21 protein-coding genes are annotated in these 23,373 nt (G+C 65.9%); 8 read left to right on the top strand and 13 right to left on the bottom strand.

Annotation, left to right across the window (positions count from 1 at the left end; genetic code table 11):
* Window position 1: 1 nt before the first annotated feature.
* The 7 genes from KB879_RS13345 to KB879_RS13315 form a co-directional block, all read right to left on the bottom strand.
* On the bottom strand, window positions 2-1,054 hold the full coding sequence (locus KB879_RS13345) for a bifunctional UDP-4-keto-pentose/UDP-xylose synthase (RefSeq protein ID WP_013953279.1): 1,053 nt from the start codon (window positions 1,052-1,054) through the stop codon (window positions 2-4).
* Entirely contained in the window at window positions 1,051-1,986 is a 936-nt protein-coding gene (locus KB879_RS13340) for a formyltransferase (protein WP_211982194.1), read from the bottom strand. The genes KB879_RS13345 and KB879_RS13340 overlap by 4 nt, the downstream gene beginning before the upstream one ends.
* The gene (locus tag KB879_RS13335; RefSeq protein WP_013953277.1) at window positions 1,986-2,978 is read right to left on the bottom strand and encodes a glycosyltransferase; all 993 of its coding nucleotides are present in this window, start codon (window positions 2,976-2,978) and stop codon (window positions 1,986-1,988) included. The genes KB879_RS13340 and KB879_RS13335 overlap by 1 nt, the downstream gene beginning before the upstream one ends.
* On the bottom strand, window positions 2,957-4,129 hold the full coding sequence (locus tag KB879_RS13330) for a DegT/DnrJ/EryC1/StrS aminotransferase family protein (RefSeq protein ID WP_013953276.1): 1,173 nt from the start codon (window positions 4,127-4,129) through the stop codon (window positions 2,957-2,959). Before KB879_RS13330 ends, KB879_RS13335 begins: the two co-directional genes overlap by 22 nt.
* A 51-nt stretch (window positions 4,130-4,180) precedes the next feature.
* On the bottom strand, window positions 4,181-4,552 hold the full coding sequence (locus tag KB879_RS13325) for an EamA family transporter (protein ID WP_013953275.1): 372 nt from the start codon (window positions 4,550-4,552) through the stop codon (window positions 4,181-4,183).
* Window positions 4,553-4,588: 36 nt separating this feature from the next.
* Window positions 4,589-6,328 (bottom strand): glycosyltransferase family 39 protein, encoded by a 1,740-nt coding sequence (locus KB879_RS13320; RefSeq protein WP_211981668.1) that lies wholly within the window; start codon window positions 6,326-6,328, stop codon window positions 4,589-4,591.
* A gap of 277 nt (window positions 6,329-6,605) precedes the next feature.
* Window positions 6,606-7,172: an HdeD family acid-resistance protein gene (locus tag KB879_RS13315; protein ID WP_153953455.1), complete on the bottom strand. Its 567-nt coding sequence runs from the start codon at window positions 7,170-7,172 to the stop codon at window positions 6,606-6,608.
* Window positions 7,173-7,394: 222 nt separating this feature from the next.
* Here KB879_RS13315 and KB879_RS13310 point away from each other — a divergent pair, with 222 nt between their 5' ends.
* The gene (locus KB879_RS13310) at window positions 7,395-8,288 is read left to right on the top strand and encodes a hypothetical protein (protein ID WP_013953272.1); all 894 of its coding nucleotides are present in this window, start codon (window positions 7,395-7,397) and stop codon (window positions 8,286-8,288) included.
* A gap of 69 nt (window positions 8,289-8,357) precedes the next feature.
* On the opposite strand, the gene KB879_RS13305 is transcribed toward KB879_RS13310, so the two are convergent.
* Complete coding sequence (locus tag KB879_RS13305) at window positions 8,358-8,669, bottom strand: hypothetical protein (protein WP_013953271.1); 312 nt, start codon at window positions 8,667-8,669, stop codon at window positions 8,358-8,360.
* A gap of 188 nt (window positions 8,670-8,857) precedes the next feature.
* Window positions 8,858-9,796, bottom strand: coding sequence for an amino acid ABC transporter substrate-binding protein (locus KB879_RS13300; protein ID WP_211981667.1), 939 nt, complete (start codon window positions 9,794-9,796; stop codon window positions 8,858-8,860).
* 483 nt (window positions 9,797-10,279) lie between these two features.
* Here KB879_RS13300 and KB879_RS13295 point away from each other — a divergent pair, with 483 nt between their 5' ends.
* From KB879_RS13295 to KB879_RS13270, 6 genes are read left to right on the top strand one after another with little or no spacing between them, the layout of a single operon-like run.
* Window positions 10,280-11,218, top strand: coding sequence for a hypothetical protein (locus tag KB879_RS13295; protein ID WP_013953268.1), 939 nt, complete (start codon window positions 10,280-10,282; stop codon window positions 11,216-11,218).
* A gap of 17 nt (window positions 11,219-11,235) precedes the next feature.
* Window positions 11,236-12,594 carry a hypothetical protein gene (locus KB879_RS13290; RefSeq protein WP_211981665.1) on the top strand — a complete coding sequence of 453 codons (1,359 nt, stop codon included), beginning with the start codon at window positions 11,236-11,238 and terminating at the stop codon, window positions 12,592-12,594.
* Window positions 12,595-12,616: 22 nt separating this feature from the next.
* Window positions 12,617-14,767 carry an 8-amino-7-oxononanoate synthase gene (locus KB879_RS13285; protein ID WP_249221297.1) on the top strand — a complete coding sequence of 717 codons (2,151 nt, stop codon included), beginning with the start codon at window positions 12,617-12,619 and terminating at the stop codon, window positions 14,765-14,767.
* A gap of 12 nt (window positions 14,768-14,779) precedes the next feature.
* Window positions 14,780-15,901, top strand: coding sequence for an 8-amino-7-oxononanoate synthase (locus KB879_RS13280; protein ID WP_211981663.1), 1,122 nt, complete (start codon window positions 14,780-14,782; stop codon window positions 15,899-15,901).
* Window positions 15,894-16,745, top strand: coding sequence for a hypothetical protein (locus KB879_RS13275; RefSeq protein WP_013953264.1), 852 nt, complete (start codon window positions 15,894-15,896; stop codon window positions 16,743-16,745). Before KB879_RS13280 ends, KB879_RS13275 begins: the two co-directional genes overlap by 8 nt.
* Entirely contained in the window at window positions 16,742-17,479 is a 738-nt protein-coding gene (locus KB879_RS13270) for an amidohydrolase family protein (protein WP_013953263.1), read from the top strand. The genes KB879_RS13275 and KB879_RS13270 overlap by 4 nt, the downstream gene beginning before the upstream one ends.
* A gap of 9 nt (window positions 17,480-17,488) precedes the next feature.
* Here KB879_RS13270 and KB879_RS13265 read toward each other — a convergent pair whose 3' ends face one another.
* Complete coding sequence (locus KB879_RS13265) at window positions 17,489-18,829, bottom strand: sigma 54-interacting transcriptional regulator (RefSeq protein ID WP_153953457.1); 1,341 nt, start codon at window positions 18,827-18,829, stop codon at window positions 17,489-17,491.
* Between the two features lie 313 nt (window positions 18,830-19,142).
* Here KB879_RS13265 and KB879_RS13260 point away from each other — a divergent pair, with 313 nt between their 5' ends.
* Window positions 19,143-20,192, top strand: coding sequence for a porin (locus tag KB879_RS13260; protein ID WP_085959706.1), 1,050 nt, complete (start codon window positions 19,143-19,145; stop codon window positions 20,190-20,192).
* A gap of 90 nt (window positions 20,193-20,282) precedes the next feature.
* On the opposite strand, the gene KB879_RS13255 is transcribed toward KB879_RS13260, so the two are convergent.
* Genes KB879_RS13255 through KB879_RS13245 form a run of 3 tightly spaced genes read right to left on the bottom strand, consistent with a single transcriptional unit; the run spans window position 20,283 to window position 23,363 of the window.
* Window positions 20,283-21,341 carry a VWA domain-containing protein gene (locus KB879_RS13255; RefSeq protein ID WP_211981661.1) on the bottom strand — a complete coding sequence of 353 codons (1,059 nt, stop codon included), beginning with the start codon at window positions 21,339-21,341 and terminating at the stop codon, window positions 20,283-20,285.
* A complete protein-coding gene (locus KB879_RS13250; RefSeq protein WP_211981660.1) occupies window positions 21,338-22,372 on the bottom strand; it encodes a DUF58 domain-containing protein in 1,035 nt (344 codons plus the stop codon). Before KB879_RS13250 ends, KB879_RS13255 begins: the two co-directional genes overlap by 4 nt.
* The gene (locus tag KB879_RS13245) at window positions 22,350-23,363 is read right to left on the bottom strand and encodes a MoxR family ATPase (protein ID WP_013953258.1); all 1,014 of its coding nucleotides are present in this window, start codon (window positions 23,361-23,363) and stop codon (window positions 22,350-22,352) included. The genes KB879_RS13250 and KB879_RS13245 overlap by 23 nt, the downstream gene beginning before the upstream one ends.
* Window positions 23,364-23,373: the final 10 nt, after the last annotated feature.

Here is a 23,373-nt window from a genome sequence, read left to right as displayed (position 1 = left end):
CTCAGTTGGCCGAATCGACCAGCGTGCGGGCCTCGACCACCTTGCCGCGATACGCCTCGAAGATGCGGCGCAGCGCCGCTTCCATGCTGATCCCAGGCTTCCAGCCCAGTTCTTCGATGGTGTTGTCGATCTTCGGCACGCGGTGCTGCACGTCCTGGTAGCCCTTGCCATAGAAGTCGCCCGAGGAGGTCTCGATGATCTGCGTCTTGCGCGCTTCGTCGGCGTATTCCGGATAGTCGGCGGCCATCTTCAGCATCATCTCGGCCAGCTCGCGCACCGAGTGGATATTGCCCGGGTTGCCGATGTTGTAGATCTTGCCGCTGGCCACGCCGTTGGGGTTCTCGATGATGCGCATCAGCGCGTCGATGCCGTCGGCGATATCGGCAAAGGCGCGCTGCTGGGCGCCGCCGTCGACCAGCTTGATCGGCTCGCCGCGCACGATATGGCCGAGGAACTGCGTCACCACGCGCGACGAGCCTTCCTTCGATTCGAAGATCGAATCCAGCCCGGCGCCGATCCAGTTGAACGGACGGAACAGGGTGTAGTTCAGGCCTTGCTCCATGCCGTAGGCGTGGATCACGCGGTCCATCAGCTGCTTGGAGCAGGCGTAGATCCAGCGCGGCTTGTTGATCGGGCCGTAGACTAGCGGCGAGGCCTCGGGGTCGAACTCTTCGTCGCTGCACATGCCGTAGACCTCGGAGGTCGACGGGAACACCAGGTGCTTGCCGTACTTGACCGCGGCGCGCACGATCGGCAGGTTGGCCTCGAAGTCCAGCTCGAACACGCGCAGCGGCTGGCGCACGTAGGTGGCCGGGGTGGCGATGGCCACCAGCGGCAGTACCACGTCGCACTTGCGGATGTTGTACTCGATCCACTCCTTGTTGATGGTGATGTCACCCTCGAAGAAGTGCATGCGCGGATGGTCGACGAGGTCGCCGAGGCGGTCCGACGACATGTCCATGCCGTAGACCTCCCACGGCGTGGTTTCCAGGATGCGGCGCGTCAGGTGGTGGCCGATGAAGCCGTTGACGCCAAGAATCAGGACCTTTTTCATCGGTTTTCCTTGTTGGATTGTTCGGTATGGATAAGTTTGGCGAAGGCCTGCGGCGTGAGTGCCGAGCCATCTTGTGCCAGCAATCGGGTGACCATCACCAGGCCGCCGTCGCCGCACAGGCCGATGATCTGGCCGTCGTGCACATGCAGGCCGGGCGCCGTACCGGCGGGCAGCGCGAGCTTCGTCAGCGGCCGGCGCGCCTGCGCCACAATGAAGCGGAGCCCGGCGAGGTCGGTGAACGCGCCGGGATAGGGCGGTGCGACGGCGCGCACGAGATTGTAGACCTCGGCGGCCGGGCGGCTCCAGTCGATGCGGCCGTCTTCCGGCTTGCGCCCGGAGAAGTAGCTGCCCTCGGCCAGCCGGTTGGGGTGTTGCGGCGTCTGTCCGGCGATCATCGCGGGCAGGGCACGCCACAGCGTCTGCTCGGCGGCAACGGTGACTTTCTCGAAGACTTCGCCGGCAGTGTCGTCCGGCAGGATCGGCACCGCGGTCTGGTCGACGATATAGCCCGCGTCAGGCTTGGCTTCCATGGCGTGCAGCGTGGCGCCGGTCTCGGTCTCGCCGCGCAGCACCGCCCAGTTCACCGGCACGCGGCCGCGGTACTTGGGCAGCAACGAGCCGTGCATGTTGAAGGCGCCGCCGGGGGCCAGCGCCAGCACGCCCGCCGGGATCATGGCGCGGTAGTAGAACGAGAAGATGACGTCCGGGCGCGCGTCGCGCACAGCCTGGGCGATGGCGGGATCGGCAGGGTCCTCGCCATAGACGAAGGGGATGCCCAGCTCGGCGGCGGTGTCGGCCACGCGGCGGAACCAGATGTTCTCGTCGGGGCGGTCGCGGTGCGTGATCACCAGCGCCACCTCCACGCCGCGCGCATGCAGCACGCGCAGGCAGCGGTCGCCGACATTGTGGTAGGCAAAGACGACGGCGCGCATCATTGCTCCGCGCCGGCGGCTGCCGGCGTGACACGCTGCGGGTCCGCTTCCAGCACTGCCTTGATGCGGTAGCGCGGGCGGTCGCGCACTTCCTGGTAGATGCGGCCGACGTACTCGCCCAGCAGGCCCACGCCGAACAGCAGGATGCCGATCAGGAAGAAGTTCATGGCGAACAGGGTGAACACACCCTGGACTTCCGAACCGAACAGGAAGCGCCGGACCAGCAGCACCACCACCAGTACGCCTGAACACAGCGACAGGATCGTGCCGATGGCCGAGAACCACTGCAGAGGCACGATCGAGAAGCCGGTCACCAGGTCGAAGTTCAGGCGGATCAGCTGGTACAGCGAATACTTGGATTCGCCTGCATGGCGCTGTTCGTGACCGACTTCGATCTCCACCGGATTGGAAGCAAAGGTGTAGGCCAGCGCGGGGATGAAGGTGTTGACCTCGCGGCAGGCATTGATCGTGTCGATCACATTGCGGTCATAGGCGCGCAGCATGCAGCCCTGGTCCGTCATGCGGATCTTGGTGATGCGCTCGCGCAGCCGGTTCATCGCGCGCGAGGCATAGCGGCGGAACGCGGTGTCGTTGCGCTGGCGGCGGATGGTGCCGACGTAGTCGTGGCCGGCGCGCATGGCTTCGACCAGGCGCGGGATTTCTTCCGGCGGGTTCTGCAGGTCGGCGTCCAGCGTGATCACGATCTTGCCGCGGGTGTGCTCGAAGCCCGCCAGGATCGCCATATGCTGGCCGAAGTTGCCGGCGAACAGCACCACCCGGGTCACATCCGGGCGCTTGTGGAACTGCGCCGCCAGCATCTGCGCCGAGCGGTCGACGCTGCCGTCGTTGATGAAGATGATCTCGTACGACTCGCCGAGGCCATCCAGCGCCGGATAGAGGCGGTCGAACAGGGCTTGCAGCCCGTCTTCTTCGTTGTAGACCGGGATGACGACCGAGACTTCGACCGGGCTCATTTGGAGAGACGTTTGCATGTTTCGCTGAGGATTGCGCAGACCCGCTCGACATCGGTGGCTTGCATCGCGGGGAACAGCGGCAGCGTGACGATGCCGCGCCCGATGCGTTCGGCATGCGGCAGCATGCCTTCGCGCCAGCCGAGCGAGCGGTAGTAGGTGAAAAGATGAATGGGCGGGTAGTGGACGCCGGTGCCGATGCCGCGCTCGCGCATGGCCTCCATGACCTGCTGGCGCGCCTGGGCCGGGCCGCCTTGCAGGCGCTCAGTCGGCAGCACCACCTGGAACATGTGCCAGTTGGTGGTGGCGGCGTGCGCATCCAGCGCTTGCGGCAGCTCGATGCCCAGCGCTTCCAGGCCGCTGTCGGCGGCACAGCGGAAATACGTCGCGGCCAGTTCGGCTCGGCGCGCGGTGATGGCGTCAAGCTTGCCCAGCTGCGCCAGGCCGACCGCGGCGTTGACGTCGGTCAAGTTGAACTTGCCGCCGGGCTCTTCGACATCCATGCCATCCATGCCGGTGCGGATCACGCCCTGCAGCCGCAGGCGCTCGGCGCGCACGGCTTCTTCGGGCGTGTTCATCACCAGGCAGCCGCCTTCTATGGTGGTGATGTTCTTGTTGGCCTGGAAGCTGAAGCTGACCAGGTCGCCAAAGGCGCCGATGCGCTGGCCGCGCCAGCGCGAGTCGATTGCCTGCGCGGCATCCTCGATCACGCGCAGCCCGTGCTTGCGGGCAATGGCGTACAGGCGGTCCATGTCCACCGGCAGGCCCGACAGGTACACCGGCATGATGGCGCGCGTGCGCGGCGTGATCGCGGCCTCGACGGCATCCAGGTCGAGATTGCGCGTGCGCGGGTCAATGTCGACGAACACCGGCCGCGCGCCCACTGCCAGCACCACGTTGGCAGTGGCGACCCAGGTGATTGGCGTGGTGATGACCTCATCGCCCGGCCCGATATCGGCAATGCGCAGCGCGATTTCCATCGTTGCCGAGCCGTTGGCGAAGGTGCGCACCGGGCGTCCGCCGAACAGGTCCGACAGCGCGGCCTCGAAGGCCTGCATCTTCGGGCCGGAGGTGATCCAGCCCGAGGCCAGCACCTTGCCGACTTCGGCAATGGCGGCGGCGTCGATGTCAGGCCGGACAAAAGGCAGGAATTCAGGGGCAGATGCGGTCATGGCAGGGCGAAGGAGAACGGTCGGTGTCGGACCTGGCGGCGCGCAGGCGCGTCATGAGCGCGCGATCAGGAAGACGCCCGCCAGTATCAGCAGGATGCCGGCCACGCGCAAGGGGCCGATCATCTCGCCAAACAGCCACCAGGCGGCCAGCGCGTTGACCACATAGCCGAGCGACAGCATCGGGTAGGCGATCGACACGTCCACGCGCGACAGCCCCACGATCCATACGCCCACGCTGACCACGTACAGCGTCAGCCCGGCCAGCACCGGCCATTGGGTCAGCACGCGCAGCGCTGTCACCAGCAGCGTGCCGCGGTCCATCGTGATGGCGCCGACGGCGTTGACGCCGGCCTTGAGCAACAGTTGCGCTGCCGCATTGAGCAGCACGCCGGTCAGGATGAAAGCGAAGGTGGAAAGCGTCATGGCGCTGCGTAGTGCAGGGGTTGCAGGAGTTGCAGGTTACTGTCCTGGGGGTTGCGTCTGCGGGCCGTTGCCCGGCAGTGCGAAATTGGCGACCGCCACCCGACGGCGGTCACCGGCGATCCGGTGCAGCGGCACGCCGCGCGCAGCCAGTGCATCGTAGGTCGCGGGCGACATGATCGCTACCGCGCGCTTGCCGTCCTGCCAGCGGGCGATAAAGCCATCGATGGTCGGGATCCACTTCTGCGGTTCCTGGCCGACGCCGAATTCCAGCTCGTCCGGATGCTCCACCATGATGGTGGTGCGGCGCAGGTAGAACGGCAGCGTGTGGTCCAGCATGCCCACGCTGTACAGCGGCATGTCCGGCGTCAGCACGGCATTGATGGCGGGCACCAGGTCCACGCCGGAACTGGGCCGGCCCATGGCCTCGTGACCGCGCAGCGCCACCGTGGAGCAGAGGAACATCGCCAGCGCATAGGCCACCACGCTGGGAAACACCCCGCGCGTGCGCAGCAGCCGGCGCGCCAGCAGTGCGCCGGCCAGCAGCACCGCGAAGGCGATGCCGATCCACATGGCGAATTCGCGATAGACCACACTGGGCATGCCGGGCTTGTCCATCATGCCGACGAACGGGCACGCCAGCAGCCCGACCACGCCCAGCGCGATCATGGTATTGACCTGCCAGCGCCAGGTGCGTTCCGTCACCGTGTCCAGTGCCACGCCGGCCAGCAACGCCAGTGCCGGGAAAATCGGCACGATATAGCCGGGCAGCTTGGAGCCAGACAGGCTGAAGAAGACAAAGATCGCCACGGCCCACAGCGCTGCCAGCAAGGCGGGCTGGAATGGCCGCGGCGAGGTGCCGCGTTCGACCCCGGCGCGCTCGCGCACGGCCTTCCACATTTGCGGAAACAGGCCCAGCCAGGGCAGGAAACCGGCCAGCAGCAGCGGCACGAAGTACCAGATCGCGCCTTCGCGCTGGTGCACGTTCGAGGTATAGCGTTGCCAATGCTCGTGGATAAAGAAGAAGCGCAGGAATTCCGGATTGCGCTCCGACACCAGCCAGAACCACGGCACCGTCACCACCAGCATCGCGACGATGCCGCCCGGCAGATGCAGGCGGCGCCACAGGCCGAAGTCGCGCGTCACCAGCGTGTAGACCACCAGCACCAGCCCCGGCAGCGCCAGCCCGACCAGCCCCTTGACCAGCACCGCCACGCCCATTGCCGCCCAGCAGGCGAGCATCCAGTTGCGGCGTTCGGCGCGGGTGGCATCCGGGTGCTGCGCCAGCAGCATGAAGGCCAGCACGCACGCCATGGCGCCGGCCAGCGTCATGTCCAGCGAATTGAAGTGGCCGGCGATATTCCACATCGGCGCGGAAACCAGCACCAGCCCCGTCAGCACCGCCACGCGCCGGCCGTACCAGCGTGCCGCGGCCAGCATCGACACGCCCAGCCCCAGCATGCCGGACAGCGCCACGCACAGCCGCGCCTGCCAGTCGCCCACGCCAAACAGCGTGTAGGCCAGCGTGGTCACCCATAGGTGGAAGGGCGGCTTCTCGAAATACTTGAGTTCCTGGTAGCGGATCGTCACCCAGTCGCCGGTGGCGAACATCTCGCGGGCAATCTCGGCGTAGCGGCCTTCATCGGAGCGCAGCAGGTGGCGCATGTCGAGGGTGCCGAACCAGACCAGCAGGATAAACAGGCTGGCCAGTGCTACCGCACCGGCGGTGGCGGCTCCAACGGACAGCGCGGCAGCCCGCGAGGTCGATGAACTACGCATAGATCTCCTGGAAAAGCGCGACGGATCGATGATCGATGGTCCTGCGTGGGCGCGCGGTGAGGGGAAGCCATCACAACGCATGGCCTTGCCTGTTGGTGGACACCGGGCAGGCAAGCCGCCCGCGGCCGGCAGGCTGGCATGTGCCCGGCGCGCCACTGCCGCCTCGGCCACGCGAGGCCGGCAATGGTAGCACGGCGGACAGGTTGCCCCCGCAGTGCCGGGGACGGGCCTGCAGGGGGCGGCGGGATTGCCGCTGCCAGGGAAAGGAAAGTGCTGTTCAGGCCGGACGCTGCACGCCAGGCGCCGTCGGGCGGGCGCGACGCAGGCGCAGGCCCACGCCGATCAGCAGGATGCCGCACACGATGGCCCAGGAACCGATCAGCCACAGTACCGCCAGCGCCCCGGCCACTGGCCGCCACAGGACCAGGAAGGCGAAGGCGATGCTGACCAGCCCGGCCAGGATCAGCCACCACTCGTTCGGGATCTCCTTGCGCAGCTTGATCGCCGCCACGATCTGCAGCACGCCGGTGGCGAGCGTCCAGGCGGCGATATAGAGCAGCAGCGACAGCGCGGTGATGGCCGGGCTGAACCAGGTCAGCGCGCCCACGCCCAGCCCAAGCAGGCCCTGCAGTGCCAGGATCCAGCGGTCGCTGGTTTCGCGGTCCTTGCCGGAGACCGCCATCAGCAGCGCCATCAGGCCATCCGCCGCGGCATAGGCGCCGAAGACAATGACCAGCGCCGCCAGCGTCGCGATCGGCGCAAAAAAGGCAAAAAAGCCGAAGATCACGGCAAACAGCCCGCGCAGGGCAACTACCCACCAGAGTTTCGCGTAGTACTGAAGCATGGAATCTCCCACTGGGCCCGGAATGGGCCGGCATCGAGAAAACCCGGCGGCACGGAAATTACTGACGGCCTGACGATATGGCGTCTGGCCTTGCAGGCCATGCTGCGCGAAAAATCCGAGTTACACACGCAACAAAACGCGATAATTTCGGTGTCCAGGCGACCGCCTGGCAAGCCGGGCGCTGGGTCGGGGGGCGCCTGGACATTCTAGACGGGGATTCATGTGAAGACAAAGGCGCAGCAAGACTGGCTGGCAGGCCTGGTGGCGGGCGCGGCCATGGCCCTGGCGCAGGACGCCGGCGCACAGGGTGCGGCGGCGCTGCCGGGCGCGGGCCCGGCCGTGGCGCAGGCCGCGGCAACCCAGGCGCAGGCATCGGCGGCGGCCGTGCTGTGCAGTGCCCCGTGGTTCCGCTCGGGCTCGCACGTGCAGATGGAAGGCGACGGCGTGATGCCAATGTCGGTCGGCATGACCCTGCGCGACGTGGTGCGCAGTCCAACCGGCTGCCGCGCCCAACTGGAGATCAATTCCAAGACTGCCCTGTCGGCGCTGATGGGGCCGCCGGTGATTACCACCCAGGTGCATGAAGTGGTGATCGACCGCCGTTCGCCCGGCGGCCAGACCAGCATCGAAAGCCAGCATGCCGTCATCAATGCCCGCGCCCGCTACGCGCGCATGTACGGCGAGGCGGCCTTCCGCGGCATGGGCGTGTTCAACTATGCCGGCCTGGACCTGCGCGAGGGCGCCACGCTGGAGGGCGAGACCTTTGAATCGAGCGTCTCGCTGAAGGTCTACCCGCTGGGATCGGATGACGTGGTCAGCACCGTGCGGGCGCAGCATGCGTCGATCCATATCGGCTCGCGCCACGTCGGCAAGCGGCAGACGATCAATACCGTCCTGGGACGCAAGGAATGCCTGCCGGTCACCTACGAGAAGCGCACCTCGCTGGGGCCGGTGCTGGTTGGCGAAGAAGTCGTGCAGGTCGAGCCGACCGTGATGCACGTCACCGACTGGTACTGCCCGGCCGACGCCTTCGTGCTGCGCACGGAAGTGCGCCAGGATGACAAGGTGCAGCGCATCGATGTCACCGCGCTGGAGAGCGACACGCAAGCGCCATAGGCTGGTGCGCCCGGGCAGGACGCAAAAAAACCCGCCAAGGCGGGATTTTTTGCGTCAGGCGCTTGCGGCTCAGCTGGCAGCCGGCGCCGAAGCAGCCTTCTTCTTGCTCTTCTTCTTGGTGGACTTCTTGGCCGGCTTTTGCTCGGCGGCCGGCGCGGAAGCGTCGGTCAGCTCGCTGCGGGTGCTCTTGTTCGCGCCCTGGGTGTACGGGTCGAACTTGTCGCCGGCCTTGGCCCCCTGGGTGTACGGGTCGAACTTCTCACCCGACTTGGCGCCCTGGGAATACGGATCGAACTGCTTCTTGCCGCCGGTCTGTGCCTGCACGGCCAGCGAAGCGGCGCCAAGGCAGAGTGCGATCGCGGTCGCGACGAACTTGTTCATGGTTTCTCCTGAAAAATGCCGCCGTCGGGCGGTCGTGTATGTGGCCTGTCCCTTGCACGGGACGGCTTGGCCCAGTGTCGCCAACATCGTTGATCGCTGTCAACTTGGGGCTTGCCCAGGCGCCACGACCTCATGGAAACCCTGAATTGCGGCCCCAGGCCGATTGAGGTTGGGGACCGCTTGCCGGCTTACTCCGTGACCGCGTCCGACGGGTGCTTCCAGGCCGCGCGCACCTCGCCGGACGGCGCCAGCGCCAGGTTGATGCCGCGGCTGCCGATGGGCTGCTGGAACCAGCGCTTCTGCAGCGCCGTGACCTCCGGGCCGGCAAAGGTGTTGGCCAGCGCCTGGTCGACCAGGCGCTTCCATTCCGGATCGGCCTTGGACAGCATCAGCGCATTCTGCTCCACCGACAGCGCCGGGCCTACGATCACGTACTGCGACGGGTCCTTGGCGCGGGCGCGCAGGCCGGCCAGCAGCACGTCGTCCATGACGAAGGCTTGCGCACGGCCGGATTCGAGCAGCAGGAACGATTCGCCGTGGTCCTTGGCGTAGACGTCGTGGTAGCCGTACTGGGCCTTCATGCGGCGCACGTGGCGGTCGCCGGTCGACCCGGCGCTGGTGACCACGGTCTTGCCGCGCAGGTCGCCGAACGAGCGGATGCCAGAGTCGGCGCGCACCAGCATGCGCACGGTCGACACGTAGTGCGAGACGCTGAACGCAACCTGCTTCTGGCGCTCGAGAGAATTGGTGTTGGGGGCGCAGTCCAGGTCCACCAGCCCGTTGACCACGGCAGGAATGCGGTTCTGCGGCGTGAGCGGCATCCAGCGCACTTTCAGGTCTTTCAGGCTCAGTTGCTGGCGCGCCGCTTCGGCCGCGCGCAGGCACAGGTCGACCGCATAGCCGGCAGGCTGGCCCTTATCGTCGGCAAACGAGAATGGCAGTGCCGACTCGCGGTAACCGAGCACGATGGTGCCGGATTCACGGATCTTGTCGAGCACAGGGCTCTGGGCGTTGGCCAGCGCCGGCGCCAGCGCGGCAGCGGACATGACGGCGAGGGCGACAGCCGCCAGCGAGCGGCGGGCGCGGAAGAGTCGGGCGGACAGTGCGGGCAGGGTGAAGGCAGGCATGCGGGGGAAACCGGAAAGCGGCCGGCAATGCGGCAAAGACGCAAGGGTATACCCCTGGTCAGGGGCGGGCGAAGGACATTGTTGTCATAAGCAAATTCCTGCCCCGAAAGCCTTTTTCCCCCCCGAGGTCCGAGTGGGGGCCATACGTCTGGTTCGGGCACGCCATTGAGATGGCGGCGCTGAAATCTAGCCGCGATGCTGCGCGAGTTGGGCTACGGCAGACACAGGCGCAGCTGTGCAGCCTGCAGCGGCAGGACATGCTGTTTTCGCCGCGGTACTGGATGCCATCGGCGAAGCCTGCTTCGCGTCCAGTCTAGCGATAGCCCTTGAAAGCGAAGCAATCTTCGCGCTCCTGTGGTCCGCCCATCGGCAAAATTCCCCAATAAATCAGCGGCCTATCGTCTTGTGACGCGATGGCACGGCTCCTGCGTTAGCTGGTTCGCGAGGTTCTCTCTCGCCTACCTCAACGGAAAGGAGCCGCAAATGCACGATATCGGAAGCTCGAGGCCTGGCGGTTGGAGCGCTGGCTACAACGAGTTCGAACACGAACTCGCCACGGAAATGTCGGGTGAATTCGAGCAGGAGAACGAATTCGCCAACGAGTTCGAGAACGAGTTCGAACAGGCCGAGCATGAGTTCGAGAACGAGTTCGAGCAGGAAGTCTCGGGCGAGATGCATGAACTCGAGCTCGCCGCGGAGCTGCTGGCGGTGAACAGCGAGCAGGAGCTTGAACAGTTCCTTGGCGGCCTGGTCAGGTCTGTAGGCCGTGCGGCCACGGGATTCGCCCGGTCGGCGGCCGGCAAGGCGCTCGGCGGCATTCTGCGTTCCGCTACCAAGTCGGCACTGCCGATCGTCGGATCGGCGCTCGGCAATCTGGTGGTTCCAGGGGCGGGTGGGTTGATCGGCGGCAAGCTCGCGGGCATGGCCGGCAGTGCGCTCGGGCTCGAGCTCGAGGGACTCAGTAACGAGGACCGCGAATTCGAAGTCGCGCGCCGGCTGGTCAGGATCGGCCAGCATGCGACCAACCACCTCATGTCGATGCCGCGCAATATGCCGCCCGCACGCGCGGCGCGCATTGCGTTCCTGCGCGGTGCGCGGCAGGTGGCGCCGGGCCTGCTGCCAGCGATGCGTGCCATCTCGCAGAACGGTGTGGCTTCCGCACGCCAATTGCCCATGCCGATCTTCGGCGGGGCAACGGAAACTGTGCCCGCGCCCCCGACGTTCGGCGGCGTCCCCGCTGTCAACGGCGCGACCGGCGCTCCCGGCGTTACGGGCATTGCCGGCGCGACAGCGACCTGCCCCACCTGCGGCACCCGCCCGACGGGCCATGTGCATGCGATCCCCGCCCGCGGCACCTGGCGCCGCTCGCGCAATGGCCGCGCCATCATTCTGTATCTCGCGTCGCCGCGGCCGGCGTACTGAGCGCGCGGAGACCCGCCGTGACCAACGCATGCACACACGCGCTGCGCCTGCTCGAGCAGGAGGTGCTGGGCATACGCGCCCGGCTCGATGCCCAGCTGCCCTATGCGCTGCAGATGCCGATGGTGCCCGCCGCCAATGTCAGCGACGAAGCGATGGGGGCCATCGAGCGTCATATGCAGGCCGCGCGCAGGCAGTTGCGCATCCGCATCGCGCGGTTCCTGCGCGATCTGCGGCACGCGCTGCCGGTGCCCGTCGACGTGGCCCGTGCGCAGCAACGCTACGCCTTGCTCAAGCTCTATTTCCATGCGGCACTGACGCACTTCGAGATCTTTGCGGAAGTGCTGACGCAGCGCAGCCAGCATGGCACGGGCATCTGGCTGTCGGGGCTCGACGTGGCGGCGCAGGACGGGCTCAGGCAGCCGGGCCTGTCGATGGCGCCGCCACCGGTCATCTGCTACGTGGAGCGCGGGCATGGCGGTGCCATCCGGCGCGCACGCACGCGCCTGCCGGGCGGTGGCGCCAATCCGGTCGCGGTGATTCGCATGCCGCGCGAACGCATGGTCGGCACCGGCGTGGCCGCGTCGCTGTTTCATGAGGTCGGGCACCAGGCAGCGGCGTTGCTCGATCTCGTGAACAGCTACCGGCGCGCGTCGGCGGCCAGCTTCGGATGCGGTCCGGCACATTCGATCTGGCGGGTCTGGGAGCGCTGGATCAGCGAGATTGTCGCGGATCTGTGGGCGGTGTCGCGCGTTGGCATCGCGGCGACCTGCGGGCTGATGAGCGTGGTGAGCCTGCCGCGCGCGTTCGTCCTGCGCATCAATCTCGACGATCCCCACCCGGCGCCGTGGATCCGCGTCAAGCTGTCGATCGCCATGGGCAACGCGCTCTATCCCCATCCGCAGTGGGCCGAACTGGCGCAGCTGTGGGAGCGACTGTATCCGCCCTCGCAAATGTCGGCCAGCCAGCGAAAGTCGTTCGAGACGCTAGGCGCGGCCATCCCCGCTTTCGTGTCGGCGCTGCTGTCAATCCGCCCGCCGTCGTTGCAGGGACGCATGCTTGGCGAAGCCTTGCGTTTGCCCGACCGCCATCCGCGCCTGCTGCTGCAACGCTGGCACATGGTCAGGTCCAGGCCGCAGCAGTACCTGGCCGATACCCCCACGCTCGCGTTCGCGGTACTCGGGCAGGCGCGCTTCAGTGGGCTGCTGCCCGCCAGTCAGGAACTGGGCGTGATTTCGGAACTGCTGCAGCGCTGGGCACTGGCGGGGTATCTGCCGTGGCGCGCGGGAGACCCGCAACTGAGCGTAGTGCTGAACCAGCGGCGGCCGGTGCCAGCGCCGCGCCAGAGTCATGGGTTGCCGTTTGCGGCGTATGCGTGAAGCTCGATGATCAAGGAGAACGATGATGAGCGAGATCTATCTGCCGGTCCAGCTTCGCCCGCGTGCGGCGATTGGAAAAGGGAAGCACGAGCTACCGAACCCCCGCAGCGTGCTCAAGCACGCATGGGTTGTCGTCCGAGACTGTCAGTACATCGCTGATTCCATGCCCGATTTCCTGAGTTTCCCCAGGGAAAGTAGCGTGGACTACGATCCCGCGTACCGTGTCGAATTGAAAATTTGGCTTAAAGGGCAAGGGGTTGAGAGGGGCCCAAACGGGCCGGACATCGACAAGCAAATAGTCGAATTCAGGCACAAGCTCCAGAGCATGTTCACCTTATCGGACTTTGAATCGCACGCGATGCCGTATACGATTCTGAGCGCGACGCTAGATCATGACAACGGAGTGATGATCTACGCGACATTGGCCGCAGATCAACCGGAGACGGTTGCGGCACCCGCCGTCGTGGCGCCGGCGCCCACACCGGATCCGACGATCATCGCTACGGCCACTGCTCTGCATGCTACGCCGATCGCGATGCCTGCCGAAGCCGCCGCCTCAGCCAATCTGCCGGCGGTAACACCTAAGACGCACCGCTATCTCCCGCTCCCCGACCCCATCACCGAGCGCTCCGGCCCGATGTCGCGGGAACACGACGGTCATCCCAGGCCCGTCACGCTCCAGCGCACCACCCGCGCATTGACCGGTGACGTCGGCTTGTGGATGCTGATCAAGCTCAATTCGGTGACGCTCGGGTGGGACAACTACATCGAACAGATGGACCGCCTGTTCTTCCCGAAATCGTTCGCTAAATCAGGGGATGTCGGCAGGGACGTCGGCACTAACGCACCGCTGTACAAAAAGGCCGTCGAACTCAGTCACCGCCGCTTTCTGCCATTCACGGACACTGATGCCTATCGCGCCCTCAAGGTCGCGACCGAAGCATTCGTCGTGACCTGGGGCGCTGTGGTACCGCCGGCCTCGGAGCTGCAGGCGATGGTAGACCTGCTGATTGCCGATCCCGCTGTTCGCGACCTCGCGAATGAACGGTTGGGGCTGAACCTCACCGAGCCCGATATCAAGGCACTGGCCCTCAAGTACTTCGGCGAGGAAAACAACATTCCGCCGGCCATTCCCTACCTGCAGCGTGTGGCGTTGGCCATGGGCGGTACCGATGCCGCGGGCATGATCGAGAACATGGTCGACGATGAAATCACGCTCGCCGGCGAGAAGCGGGACATGTGTGGCGAGGGATGTCTCTGGCTGCAATTCTGGAACCGCAATGTCTCGGCCAAGCTCGCGCAGCCGCCCCTCGTCGAACTGATCTGGAGTTACTGGATGGAAGAGCTCCAGCTCGTGCAGACGATGAACGCCATCTCGCGCCGCTTCCAGAACGTAGCGTCGGGCCCGAACGATCCGCTTGGCGCACTCGAGATGGATCCGCTGCGGCCGCTCAACAACATGATCTGGGGCTGGGTCCAGGACGAGCAGCACCGGCTGCCGATCGAGCGCCGCGCCGCGGAGTATCTGCACGAATACGGGTTCCAGCTGATCGGCAAGGCGGTGCCGCGCATGCAAGCGGCCGACACGCGCAGCAAGTTCCTCGCCGCGTTCCATACGCTGCTCAATCTGTGCGTGCCGTTCTTCCGCCAGGCCGACGACACCACGGTGGTGCCGGACGGGTTCCCGCTGCTCAACGCGCTGCGCGAAGTCCACCTGATTCTTTCGGAAGGCGCGCACAACCAGTTCCGCGATCTGCCCACTACATCACGCGTGGAAATGATGATGCAGCAATGGATGCTGGCGCGGCCCGAGTTCCGCGAGTTCCTGCCGCGGCGCTCGATGATCGCGTACCCTGAGCCGTGGATGCATTCGGTGGAAAGCATGCGCAAGCTGCAGGGCTGGGGCGACACCAATCCCTACCAGTTCTGGCAGCTCGCCACCATGGGCGAGCAGATCGTGGCGTCGATCCGCTGGAGCGACTGGAACTCGATCCACGATCCCGCGAATGCTGCCAACTGGGCCGCATTCTTCCGGCCTGAGATCCAGGCGTATATCCACTCGTATCGCGCGGTAACGGGCGTCGACGTGGGTGCTGAGCCGGTGGACGTGCAGGTCCCGGGCATGCATCTGCTGCGCCGGTTGCACGAGTACAAAGGGAAGCGGGTGGCGTGAGGGGCCGCGGCCATGATCGACTTTGCCTCGGCGTTATACCTTGGCATGACGCATCCGGCCGCGCGCCTCGGCGACTATGCCGCATTGACGAGCGGTGTGCCCGCATCGCTCGCGGCATCGCCGCAGGCGCGTGGCGTTGCCGCGCGCGCAGCCGAGTTGCAGGGTTGCGAGGCGGGTGCGGTGGCGCCGTCCACGCTGCATCTGGCGATCGATACCTTCGACCGCCTCGCGCGCAGCCACGTGTTGATTGCCGACGAAGCGCTATATCCGGTCATGCGCTGGAGCCTCGAGCGCGTAAGTGGCTTGGGCGCATCGCTGTCGTGGTTCGCGCATGGCGATCCTGCCGCACTGGTAGGCGTATTGCGCCGTAGCAGGGCGGGCAAGCCGCCGGCAGTCATCACAGACGCCACACTGCGGAACGGCATGCCGATCGCGCCGCAGGGATATCTGGAAGCCGTCGCTTCACGCGATGGCTTGCTCGTGATCGACCATAGTCAGGTCCTTGGGCTCCTCGGTGAGCATCCCATACCAAAGCAGCCGTGGGGGCTGGGTGGTGGTGGCATCGCCGTGCACGGCGGCCTGGGGCCATCGGACCCGGTCCTGCTGTTGGCGTCATGGGCCAAGGCATTCGGCGTGCCGCTGGCCACGCTGTGCGGGCCCGCCGCGTTGGTCAGTGACATTGCGTGCAATGGTCCCACGCAGTCGCATTGCAGCGCTGCTAACCAGGCCGCGCTGTTGGCGGCGCTCGATGCACTAGACGCCAATCGGCGCACCGGAGACTGGCTGCGTACGCGCCTGCTCTACTTCGTGCGGCGGCTGCGTGCGGGCCTGCTGTCGCTGGCTCGTACCGTGCTGCCAGATCTGTCCGCAACGCTGCCACTGCATCCGATGCAACGTATTCATCTGAGTACGCCGGGGCGAACACAGGCGCTGCATGCCTCGCTGCGTGCGTGTGGGTTTCGTACCGCGTTATTGCACGATGCCGAGATCCGCCATGCGGTGGTCGTGATCGTGCGTGCCGATCATCGGCTGTCCGATATCGACGGACTGGTGCAGACGATGGCAGCGACGGCGCCTGCGCTGCCCGCGTCCGACGAAACGCTATCCAAGTCCATGGGGAGGCATCATGTTTAAGACCGCAGACGGCGAAATCCTTGACCTGGCACCGTGGCGCATGCGCCGGCTGATGCGGCTCGTGGCCGACGCGCGCCGCTATCCGCCCGGAACGCCGCCGCAGATGCTCGTCAACGACCTGCGCCAGATTGTTGCGCGTGCTCGGCGCGTCAGCACCCAGCCGCGGCTGGGTACCGCGCGATTCGAGAGCCGGGGCGAGGGTGCATGTTGCCAGGCGTGTCTACTGGCGCGCCAGCAGCAGGGCGTGCTGTCGCTGGTGGGACTGAGCTTGTCCCCGATGCCGTCGCTGGGGCACCTGTCCGAAGCCTTCGATGAGGAATTGACACATCTGCGGCCGAAGTTGGCACCGCCGCCCGTGTCATTGGATATCGAACTGAAGTGGAGGCGCTGGAGCTCCCTGGAAGACGCTTCTCGCGGCGTTGCGGGACCTGGGGTCTACATATTCAGTGATGGCGCGGTGCCCACCTACATCGGTCACTCCAATGCGCTCGAAGCCCGGCTTAGACAATGGTTTCAGTACCAGCGGGCGCTTACATGCGTGGGACCGAAATTCATCTGGACCGCTCCTACGCGGAAGAACCCGGTAGCGGCGGCAATCGAGCACACATTGCTCAGCTGGGTGGATCGGAAGCTGCGATTGAACGGAAGGCTTAGATCGGGAATGCCATCGACGCTGGCGAACCGGGTGCTGACCAATCTGGTGACAGTCGGTGAGAAAGACCTTGTCATACGCAACGCCATGCCCCCGGAGCTGGCAAAGGACTTTCGGCCGACGGCCAATACGATGCATATCAAGGCGGGAACGCAGTTCGAAGTGCCTTTCGATGCCTACGCCGCGCCATGATCCTCGACTTCCACGTCCACGCCGGGCAGGGCGATGGCATGACCGGTCCCTGGGACACCACGGCACCGTTGGCGGCTTACGCACGCCGGGCGCGCGAAGCGGGTATCAGCCATTCGATTCTGCTGCCGGTATTCCAGTCTGACTATGCGCAAGGGAATCGCGACGTCGCTGCGTTGGTGCGTGCCGATCCGGGTCGCTGGACCGGCTTCGCGATGGTCCACGCCGTGCGCGACCGTGACCGTGTGCACGCGATGATCGAGGAGGCGGTCCTGCGGCTGGGACTGCGCGGCATCAAGGTGCATAACCACGACGCACCCATCCATCGACAGGTTTGCGATGCTGCGCAACGTTGGCAACTGCCGGTACTCTACGACCCCGGTGGCGATGTCGGTGCGCTAAGCCTGCTGGCGCAGACGCACCCCAGCGTCGCGTTCGTGTTCGCGCATCTTGGTAGTTTCGCCGACGACTGGGCGGCCCAGCGCCGCGTGATTGACCTGATCGAACGGCATCCCAACCTGTTCGCCGACACCGCCGGTGTGCGCCGCTTCGATCTGCTTGAAGAGGCGCTGCATCGCGCGGGGCCGCACAAGCTGTTGTTCGGCTCCGATGGTCCCTGGTTGCACCCGGGCCTCGAACTTGCCAAGATCCGCGCTTTGCGTCCATCCGCCGACGCGTTCGCGTGGATCGCGGGCGGTAATGCCTTGCGATTGCTGCGACGTGTATCGGTTGCGTGAGATCGGGTCCTACGCGCTGCCACCGTCGGGCCGCACCTGCCGTCGCAATTGCAAGGCGCGCGGTGTGACCTGCAATAGCTCGGCGGCGCGGTTGGTCGATCCCGTGCGTCGTTCGGCAGCCTGCACGGCGATGGTCTCGGCAATTTGCCCGATATGTTTTAGACCCAGCCCTGCATCAAGCGCGCCTTCCACCGCAAGCGCCAGCATCTGCGTCCATGCCGCGAGCGTATCGGCAGCGGCAGGGATGGACGGACGATCGAGCGATCCTGTGCTCAATACACCGAAGCCACGCTGACGCTCGGCCATGCGTAATACCACGTTGCGCAACTCGCGCACATTGCCGGGGTAGTCGCGGCACATCAGCTGTTCCATGACCTCCGGCATAATACGCGGCGCGTCGTCATGCTCGCTCAGGAAGTGCCGCACCAGCAGCGGGATATCTTCGCGTCGTTCCGACAATGACGGTGCACGTACGGTCCATTGCGAGATGCGGAAATACAGGTCGCAGCGAAAGCGCCCGGCCTCCACCTCGGCTTCGAGATCGCGATTCGTCGCACAGGTGAGGCGAAAGTCAGAGCGCCGCCAGGTGTCTTCCCCCACGCGCTTGTACATCCGCTCCTGAATCACGCGCAACAGCCGCGCCTGGAGCGGCAGCTCGAGTTCGCCGATCTCGTCAAGAAACAGCGTTCCGCAGTCCGCCAATGCCACGGCGCCGTCGCGCGCCGTGACGGCATGCGTGAATGCACCCTTGGCATGGCCGAACAGTTCGCTGCCGGACAGTTCGGGACTCAGCGTCGTGCAGTCGACCACGACAAACGGACCACGCCTGCGCGAAGGATCGAGATCATGCACCAGCCGGGCCAGCAACTCCTTGCCGACGCCACTTTCCCCAAGCAGCAGACAAGCGCCGCGCCCAAGCCGGCCGGCCTCCGCCACCGCACGCAAGGTGCTGCGCCATGCAATCGATTCTCCGACAGCGCGCCGGCGCAGCCAGTCGGACGTGACGATCTCCTCGAGCTCCGCCAGCCGGGCAAGCCGCAGCGCCAGTTCTTTCAGCAGTGAGTCATCATCGACAGCGGTCACGATATCGCAAACCGACGATGGCCACCAGGATTCGGGGCGGCAATGACAGCGAGTCTCGTCCGTGCAGCCGACGATAAAGGCATCCGGCAACGGCCGCCCGCGCAGCCATTGCTCCGCGGCCTCCGCCACGCGGCTGGGCGCAGCACGCACGACGACCACGAGCAGCCCGTCACCGCTTGCGGATAGGCTCACTCCGTCAGGCAACCCGTGCCTGCACAGCGCGTGCGTGACTTGCCCGGCATCTTCCTGATAGAGAACAGTACGCATTCCGCACCCCGGAGCAATATGGAAGTTCGGTGATGGACTGCGGGGGAGTCGAGGCGCGGTATGGCAGGCGAGCCCTGACAATGGAGTTATCGTAGGTGGCCGCTGTCGGAGTGCAATTGAGGGGTGTTTTATGCTGATATGCAGTTGGTTTCTGGCGTGACTTCAAGCCCGAATGGGTTTTACCAGGACCATCCTTTGGGGGCCCACCGTTTGGATGATTGCCGCGGGCGCATTGCTGGCCAAAAATCAAGAAGAAAGAGGGGGGACCACCATGCGACGACTACGTCTCGTTGATATATCCTTGTTCTTCGCCATGATTGGGTGTTGTGCAAGCGCACACGCCCAGTCAGGGGTGACGCTGTTCGGTATTGCCGACGCCGGTATCGAATTCAACAATAATGCAGGGCGCAACGGCAACAGTCTCGTGCGGCTGGTTTCCGGGAACCAGTCTGGCTCGCGTTGGGGGCTGCGGGGCGTGGAGGAGTTGGGCAGCGGGCTGAAGGCAGTCTTTCTGCTGGAAAGCGGCTTCGACATCGATACCGGCAATTCGGGCCAGAGCGGGCGTCTGTTCGGCCGCAATGCCTATGTAGGGCTCGATAGCCTACACGGCTCACTGCTGTTGGGGCGGCAGCAGACCGGCATGCGCGAATTCGGCAATCTCTATGATCCCAATGCGATTGCCGACCGCTACAGCATCCTCTCGATTGCGCCGGAGTTTGGCGCGCGCGCGGACAATGCCATCAAGTATGTCGGCAAGTTCGGAAAGCTGACTGGACTGGCTTTCTACTCATTCCAGGCTAATGGCAGCGAAGTGGCTGGCAGCAACGTATTCGGACGTAATTTCGGCGCGTTCGTCAACTATGCCTCCGGCCCCTTTGCGCTGGGCGCGGCCTATGACGATGCGCACGTCGGCACGCCGTCAAACCAGGCGCCGGTCCTGAGGCGCGTTTCGGTGGCTGCCACATATGCGGTGGGTGATGCCAAGGTTTATGCGGGCTACCGTCTGGCGAAGGCCCATGATGGTGCTATCGTGCCGGGCGCGCAGGCGGCTGATGCCGGCTCGAACCTCTACTGGCTGGGCCTGGCTTACAAAGTGACGCCGGCTTTCTCCCTGACTGGCGCGGCTTACTACCAGGACTTCCGGCAGACCGGATCCGACCCGTGGCAGTTCGTGCTTACTAGCGATTATTCGCTCAGCAAACGCACCGACCTCTACGCGTCAGTCTCCTACGCGCTAAACAAGGATAACTCGGCACTAGGCGTCAACGGCTTCAACAGTGGCAGCGGCACGTCGGCCGTCTTCAACGTACAGCCTGGCAAGGATCAGGTGGGTGCGGTGATGGGCGTTCGTCACCGGTTCTGATGCGCCTTGCCACGGAGCGCGCGCCAAACCGGGGGCCCAATATTCTGGCAAAGGGACACCCGGGTTTCCTCTGCCAGAGCCAGTCCCTGCCTACATCACGCGCCCGAACCACCACAACGACAGCAGCCCCGCACACGTGGCCAGCAACGCCCCCAGCGCGGCAAAGAACGCAGTAATTTCAACCTGTTCGCGCTTGCCAAACGCCAGCCGCATATTGAGCGCCCGGTACACCCTCTTCAGTTGCGCGGCATCCGCAAGCGGGAAATACTCCGCCCCTGTCGCATCGGCGACTTCCTTCAACACCTTCTCATCCAGCCTGACGCGCGCCGACCAGCCATTGACCGAAAGCACCACACCCTCGGTCGTGCCAACCCCGACGGTATAAACGCGCACGCCGTGCGCGGCGGCAAGCTGCGCCGCCTGCGTCGCGGCCGGGCCGGTGTTGCTTTCACCGTCGGAAAACAGGACGATCGCCCCGGAGGGATAGGAGCCGGGCGTCACGGCCTCCCCACTGTGGGATGCGTCCGGCTTTTGCAGCGGCGTGGTGTCGCCGTTCATGAGGCGCTCGGCGTCATCAGCCGTCTGCGGCAGCAGCGTCGTCAGCGCGATGAGCAGACCATTGCCCAGCGCGGTGCCGCCTTGCGGCTTGAGGCGGTCGATTGCCGTGGCCGCGGCCTCCTTGCTGCGACTGGGCGCCTGTGCCACGGCGGCGGTGCCGGCCATCGCGACGACTCCCACGCTGACGCCCGCGGGCAGTGCGTCGAGCAGAACCTTGGCCGCTTGCTGGGCGGCGCGGATGCGGCTGGGCTGGATATCCTGCGCGCGCATGCTGCCGGACAGATCGATGACCACGACGACGGTCTCGATGCGCGAGGGCAGCAGCATCACCGCCTGGGGTCGGGCGATGGCGAAGATCAGCGCGGCCAGGGCCAGCAGGAGCAGCATGGGCGACACGTGGCGGCGCCAGGTCGCGCCGCCCTTGATGGCAACGCCGACGGTTTTCAGGGTGGGATAGTGCACCGTCGCATGGCGCTGGCGCCTATCGAGCCATACGTAGCCAGCGGACAGCACGAGGACGAGCGCGAGCAACCACAGCATGCCTGGCCACCGGAAGCTGAAGACGGGTAGCCGGCTTATGGCATCGGTCATGCTGCCCCCTTTGGCCCGTTTTCCTGCTTTGCTACTGCAGCGGCCCCTTGACGGTGGCGGCGCCGGCGGGTGAAGTGCAGCAGGGCCAGGTCCAGGCGGGCGTAGGTCGACAGCATCAGGCACGCCACGCCAGCCTGGGTGAAGGCCAGGCGCAACTCGGCCTCGCGCGCCTGGGCGGCGGCGGCGAAGCGTTTGCGGAAGGCCGGGTCGTGCGTGTCGACGAACATCTGCTCCGCGGTTTCGGCATCCTGCAGCACGACCAGGCCCAGGTCGGGCAAGGCCATCTCCAGCGGGTCGACCAGCCGCACGGCGACGACCTCATGGCGCCGGGCCAGCATTCCGAGCGATGCCTGCCAGCCCGGGGCGCTGATGAAGTCGGAGACCACGAACAGCACCGATCGGTGTTTCGCGACCGCCCGTGCGCGCTCCAGCAGGTCGCGCAAGCGGGTGTCGCCCGGCAACGCGGCGGGTGTGGCATGCATGCGGTCGAGCAGGTGCAGCAGATGCCGGCGCCCCGAGCGCGCCGGCACCACCGACGCGCCCGCGTCTGTGGCCCCGCCGTAGAGCAGGGCGCCGACCCGGTTGCCGTAGCGTGTCAGCAGCAGCGCCATGACGGTGGTGAAGTCGCTCAGCAGGTCGCGCTTGCTCACGCTGCCAGAACCGAAACCGACCGATCCGCTCAGGTCCAGCAGGAACCAGACGGAGACCTCCCGGTCTTCCTGGTACTCACGCACATGCGGTGTCTGCAGCCGCGCCGTCACGTTCCAGTCGATGTGCCGTACGTCGTCGCCGGGGTGGTATTCGCGCAGGTCGGCAAGATCCAGCCCAAAGCCGCGGAACAGCGTGCGGTAGTCGCCCTGCAACAGGCCATCGAGGCGGCGCACCACGGTCCATTCCAGGCGGCGCAGCAAGGCCTCGGCCTGCCTTGCGTCGACGCTGGTCAGCGCCGTGCCGGCGGGTGCGCTACCGGGTGCGCTATCGGGTGCGGCTTCCGGGCCGCTCCGGCGCCTAGCGCGCAGGCGCCCGAACATGGGATTCCAATGGGCGCTCCGGAACCGGCAGCGCCTGCAGGATGCGGGTGACGAGTTGGTCGGCAGTCACGCCGTCGGACATGGCCTCGTATGAGAGCACCAGGCGGTGGCGCAAGACATCCGGCACGAGGTCGACCACGTCTTCGGGCAGCGCATAGTGCCGGCGGCGCAGGAACGCCAGGGCGCGCGCGCCTTCGATCAGGCCGATGGTGGCGCGGGGGCTGGCACCGAACGCTATGTATCGATCCAGGTCTTCCAGCCCGTAGCTTCCCGGCTTGCGGGTGGCCGACACCACGCGCACTGCATACTGGACCAGGCTCGGATCCACATAGATCCTGCCGCATTCCTCCTGCAGGCTTGCCAGGCGCTCGGGCGTGGCGATGGGGCTCACGCTGATGCGGGGGCCGGTGACACGGTTGACGATGACGGCCTCCTCCTCTTCGCTGGGATAGCCCACCAGGACCTTCATCATGAAGCGGTCGACCTGCGCTTCGGGCAAGGGGTAGGTGCCTTCCGTTTCTATCGGGTTCTGCGTGGCCATGACGAGGAAGGGCGTGGGCACCAGATGGGACTCGCCGGCAATGGTGACCTGCTTTTCCTGCATGACCTCCAGCAAGGCGCTCTGCACCTTGGCCGGCGCGCGGTTGATCTCGTCGGCCAGCAGCAGGTTGGCAAAGACCGGGCCCCGCACGGTGGAGAACTCGCCCGTGCCCTGGTTATACATGCGCGTGCCGATCAGGTCGGCCGGCAGCAGGTCAGGCGTGAACTGGATGCGCTTGAAGGAGCCACTCATGGTACTGGCCAGCGTCTTGACGGTCAGCGTCTTGGCCAGGCCCGGCACGCCTTCCACCAGCAGGTGGCCACCCGCAAGGATCGCCACCAGTACCCGTTCCAGGAACTGGTCCTGCCCCACCACCACGCGCTTCACCTCATACAGCAGGCGCTCCATCAAGTCGGCGCTGTCCACAGTGCCCCTGGCTTGGTCGTTCATTTAAGGCCCC

It is taken from the genome of Cupriavidus sp. KK10 (assembly GCF_018223725.1).
Classification (GTDB): Bacteria; Pseudomonadota; Gammaproteobacteria; order Burkholderiales; family Burkholderiaceae; genus Cupriavidus; species Cupriavidus necator.
Note: the sequence above shows the minus strand (reverse complement) of the source record. Positions and strands in the feature narration are given on the sequence as shown.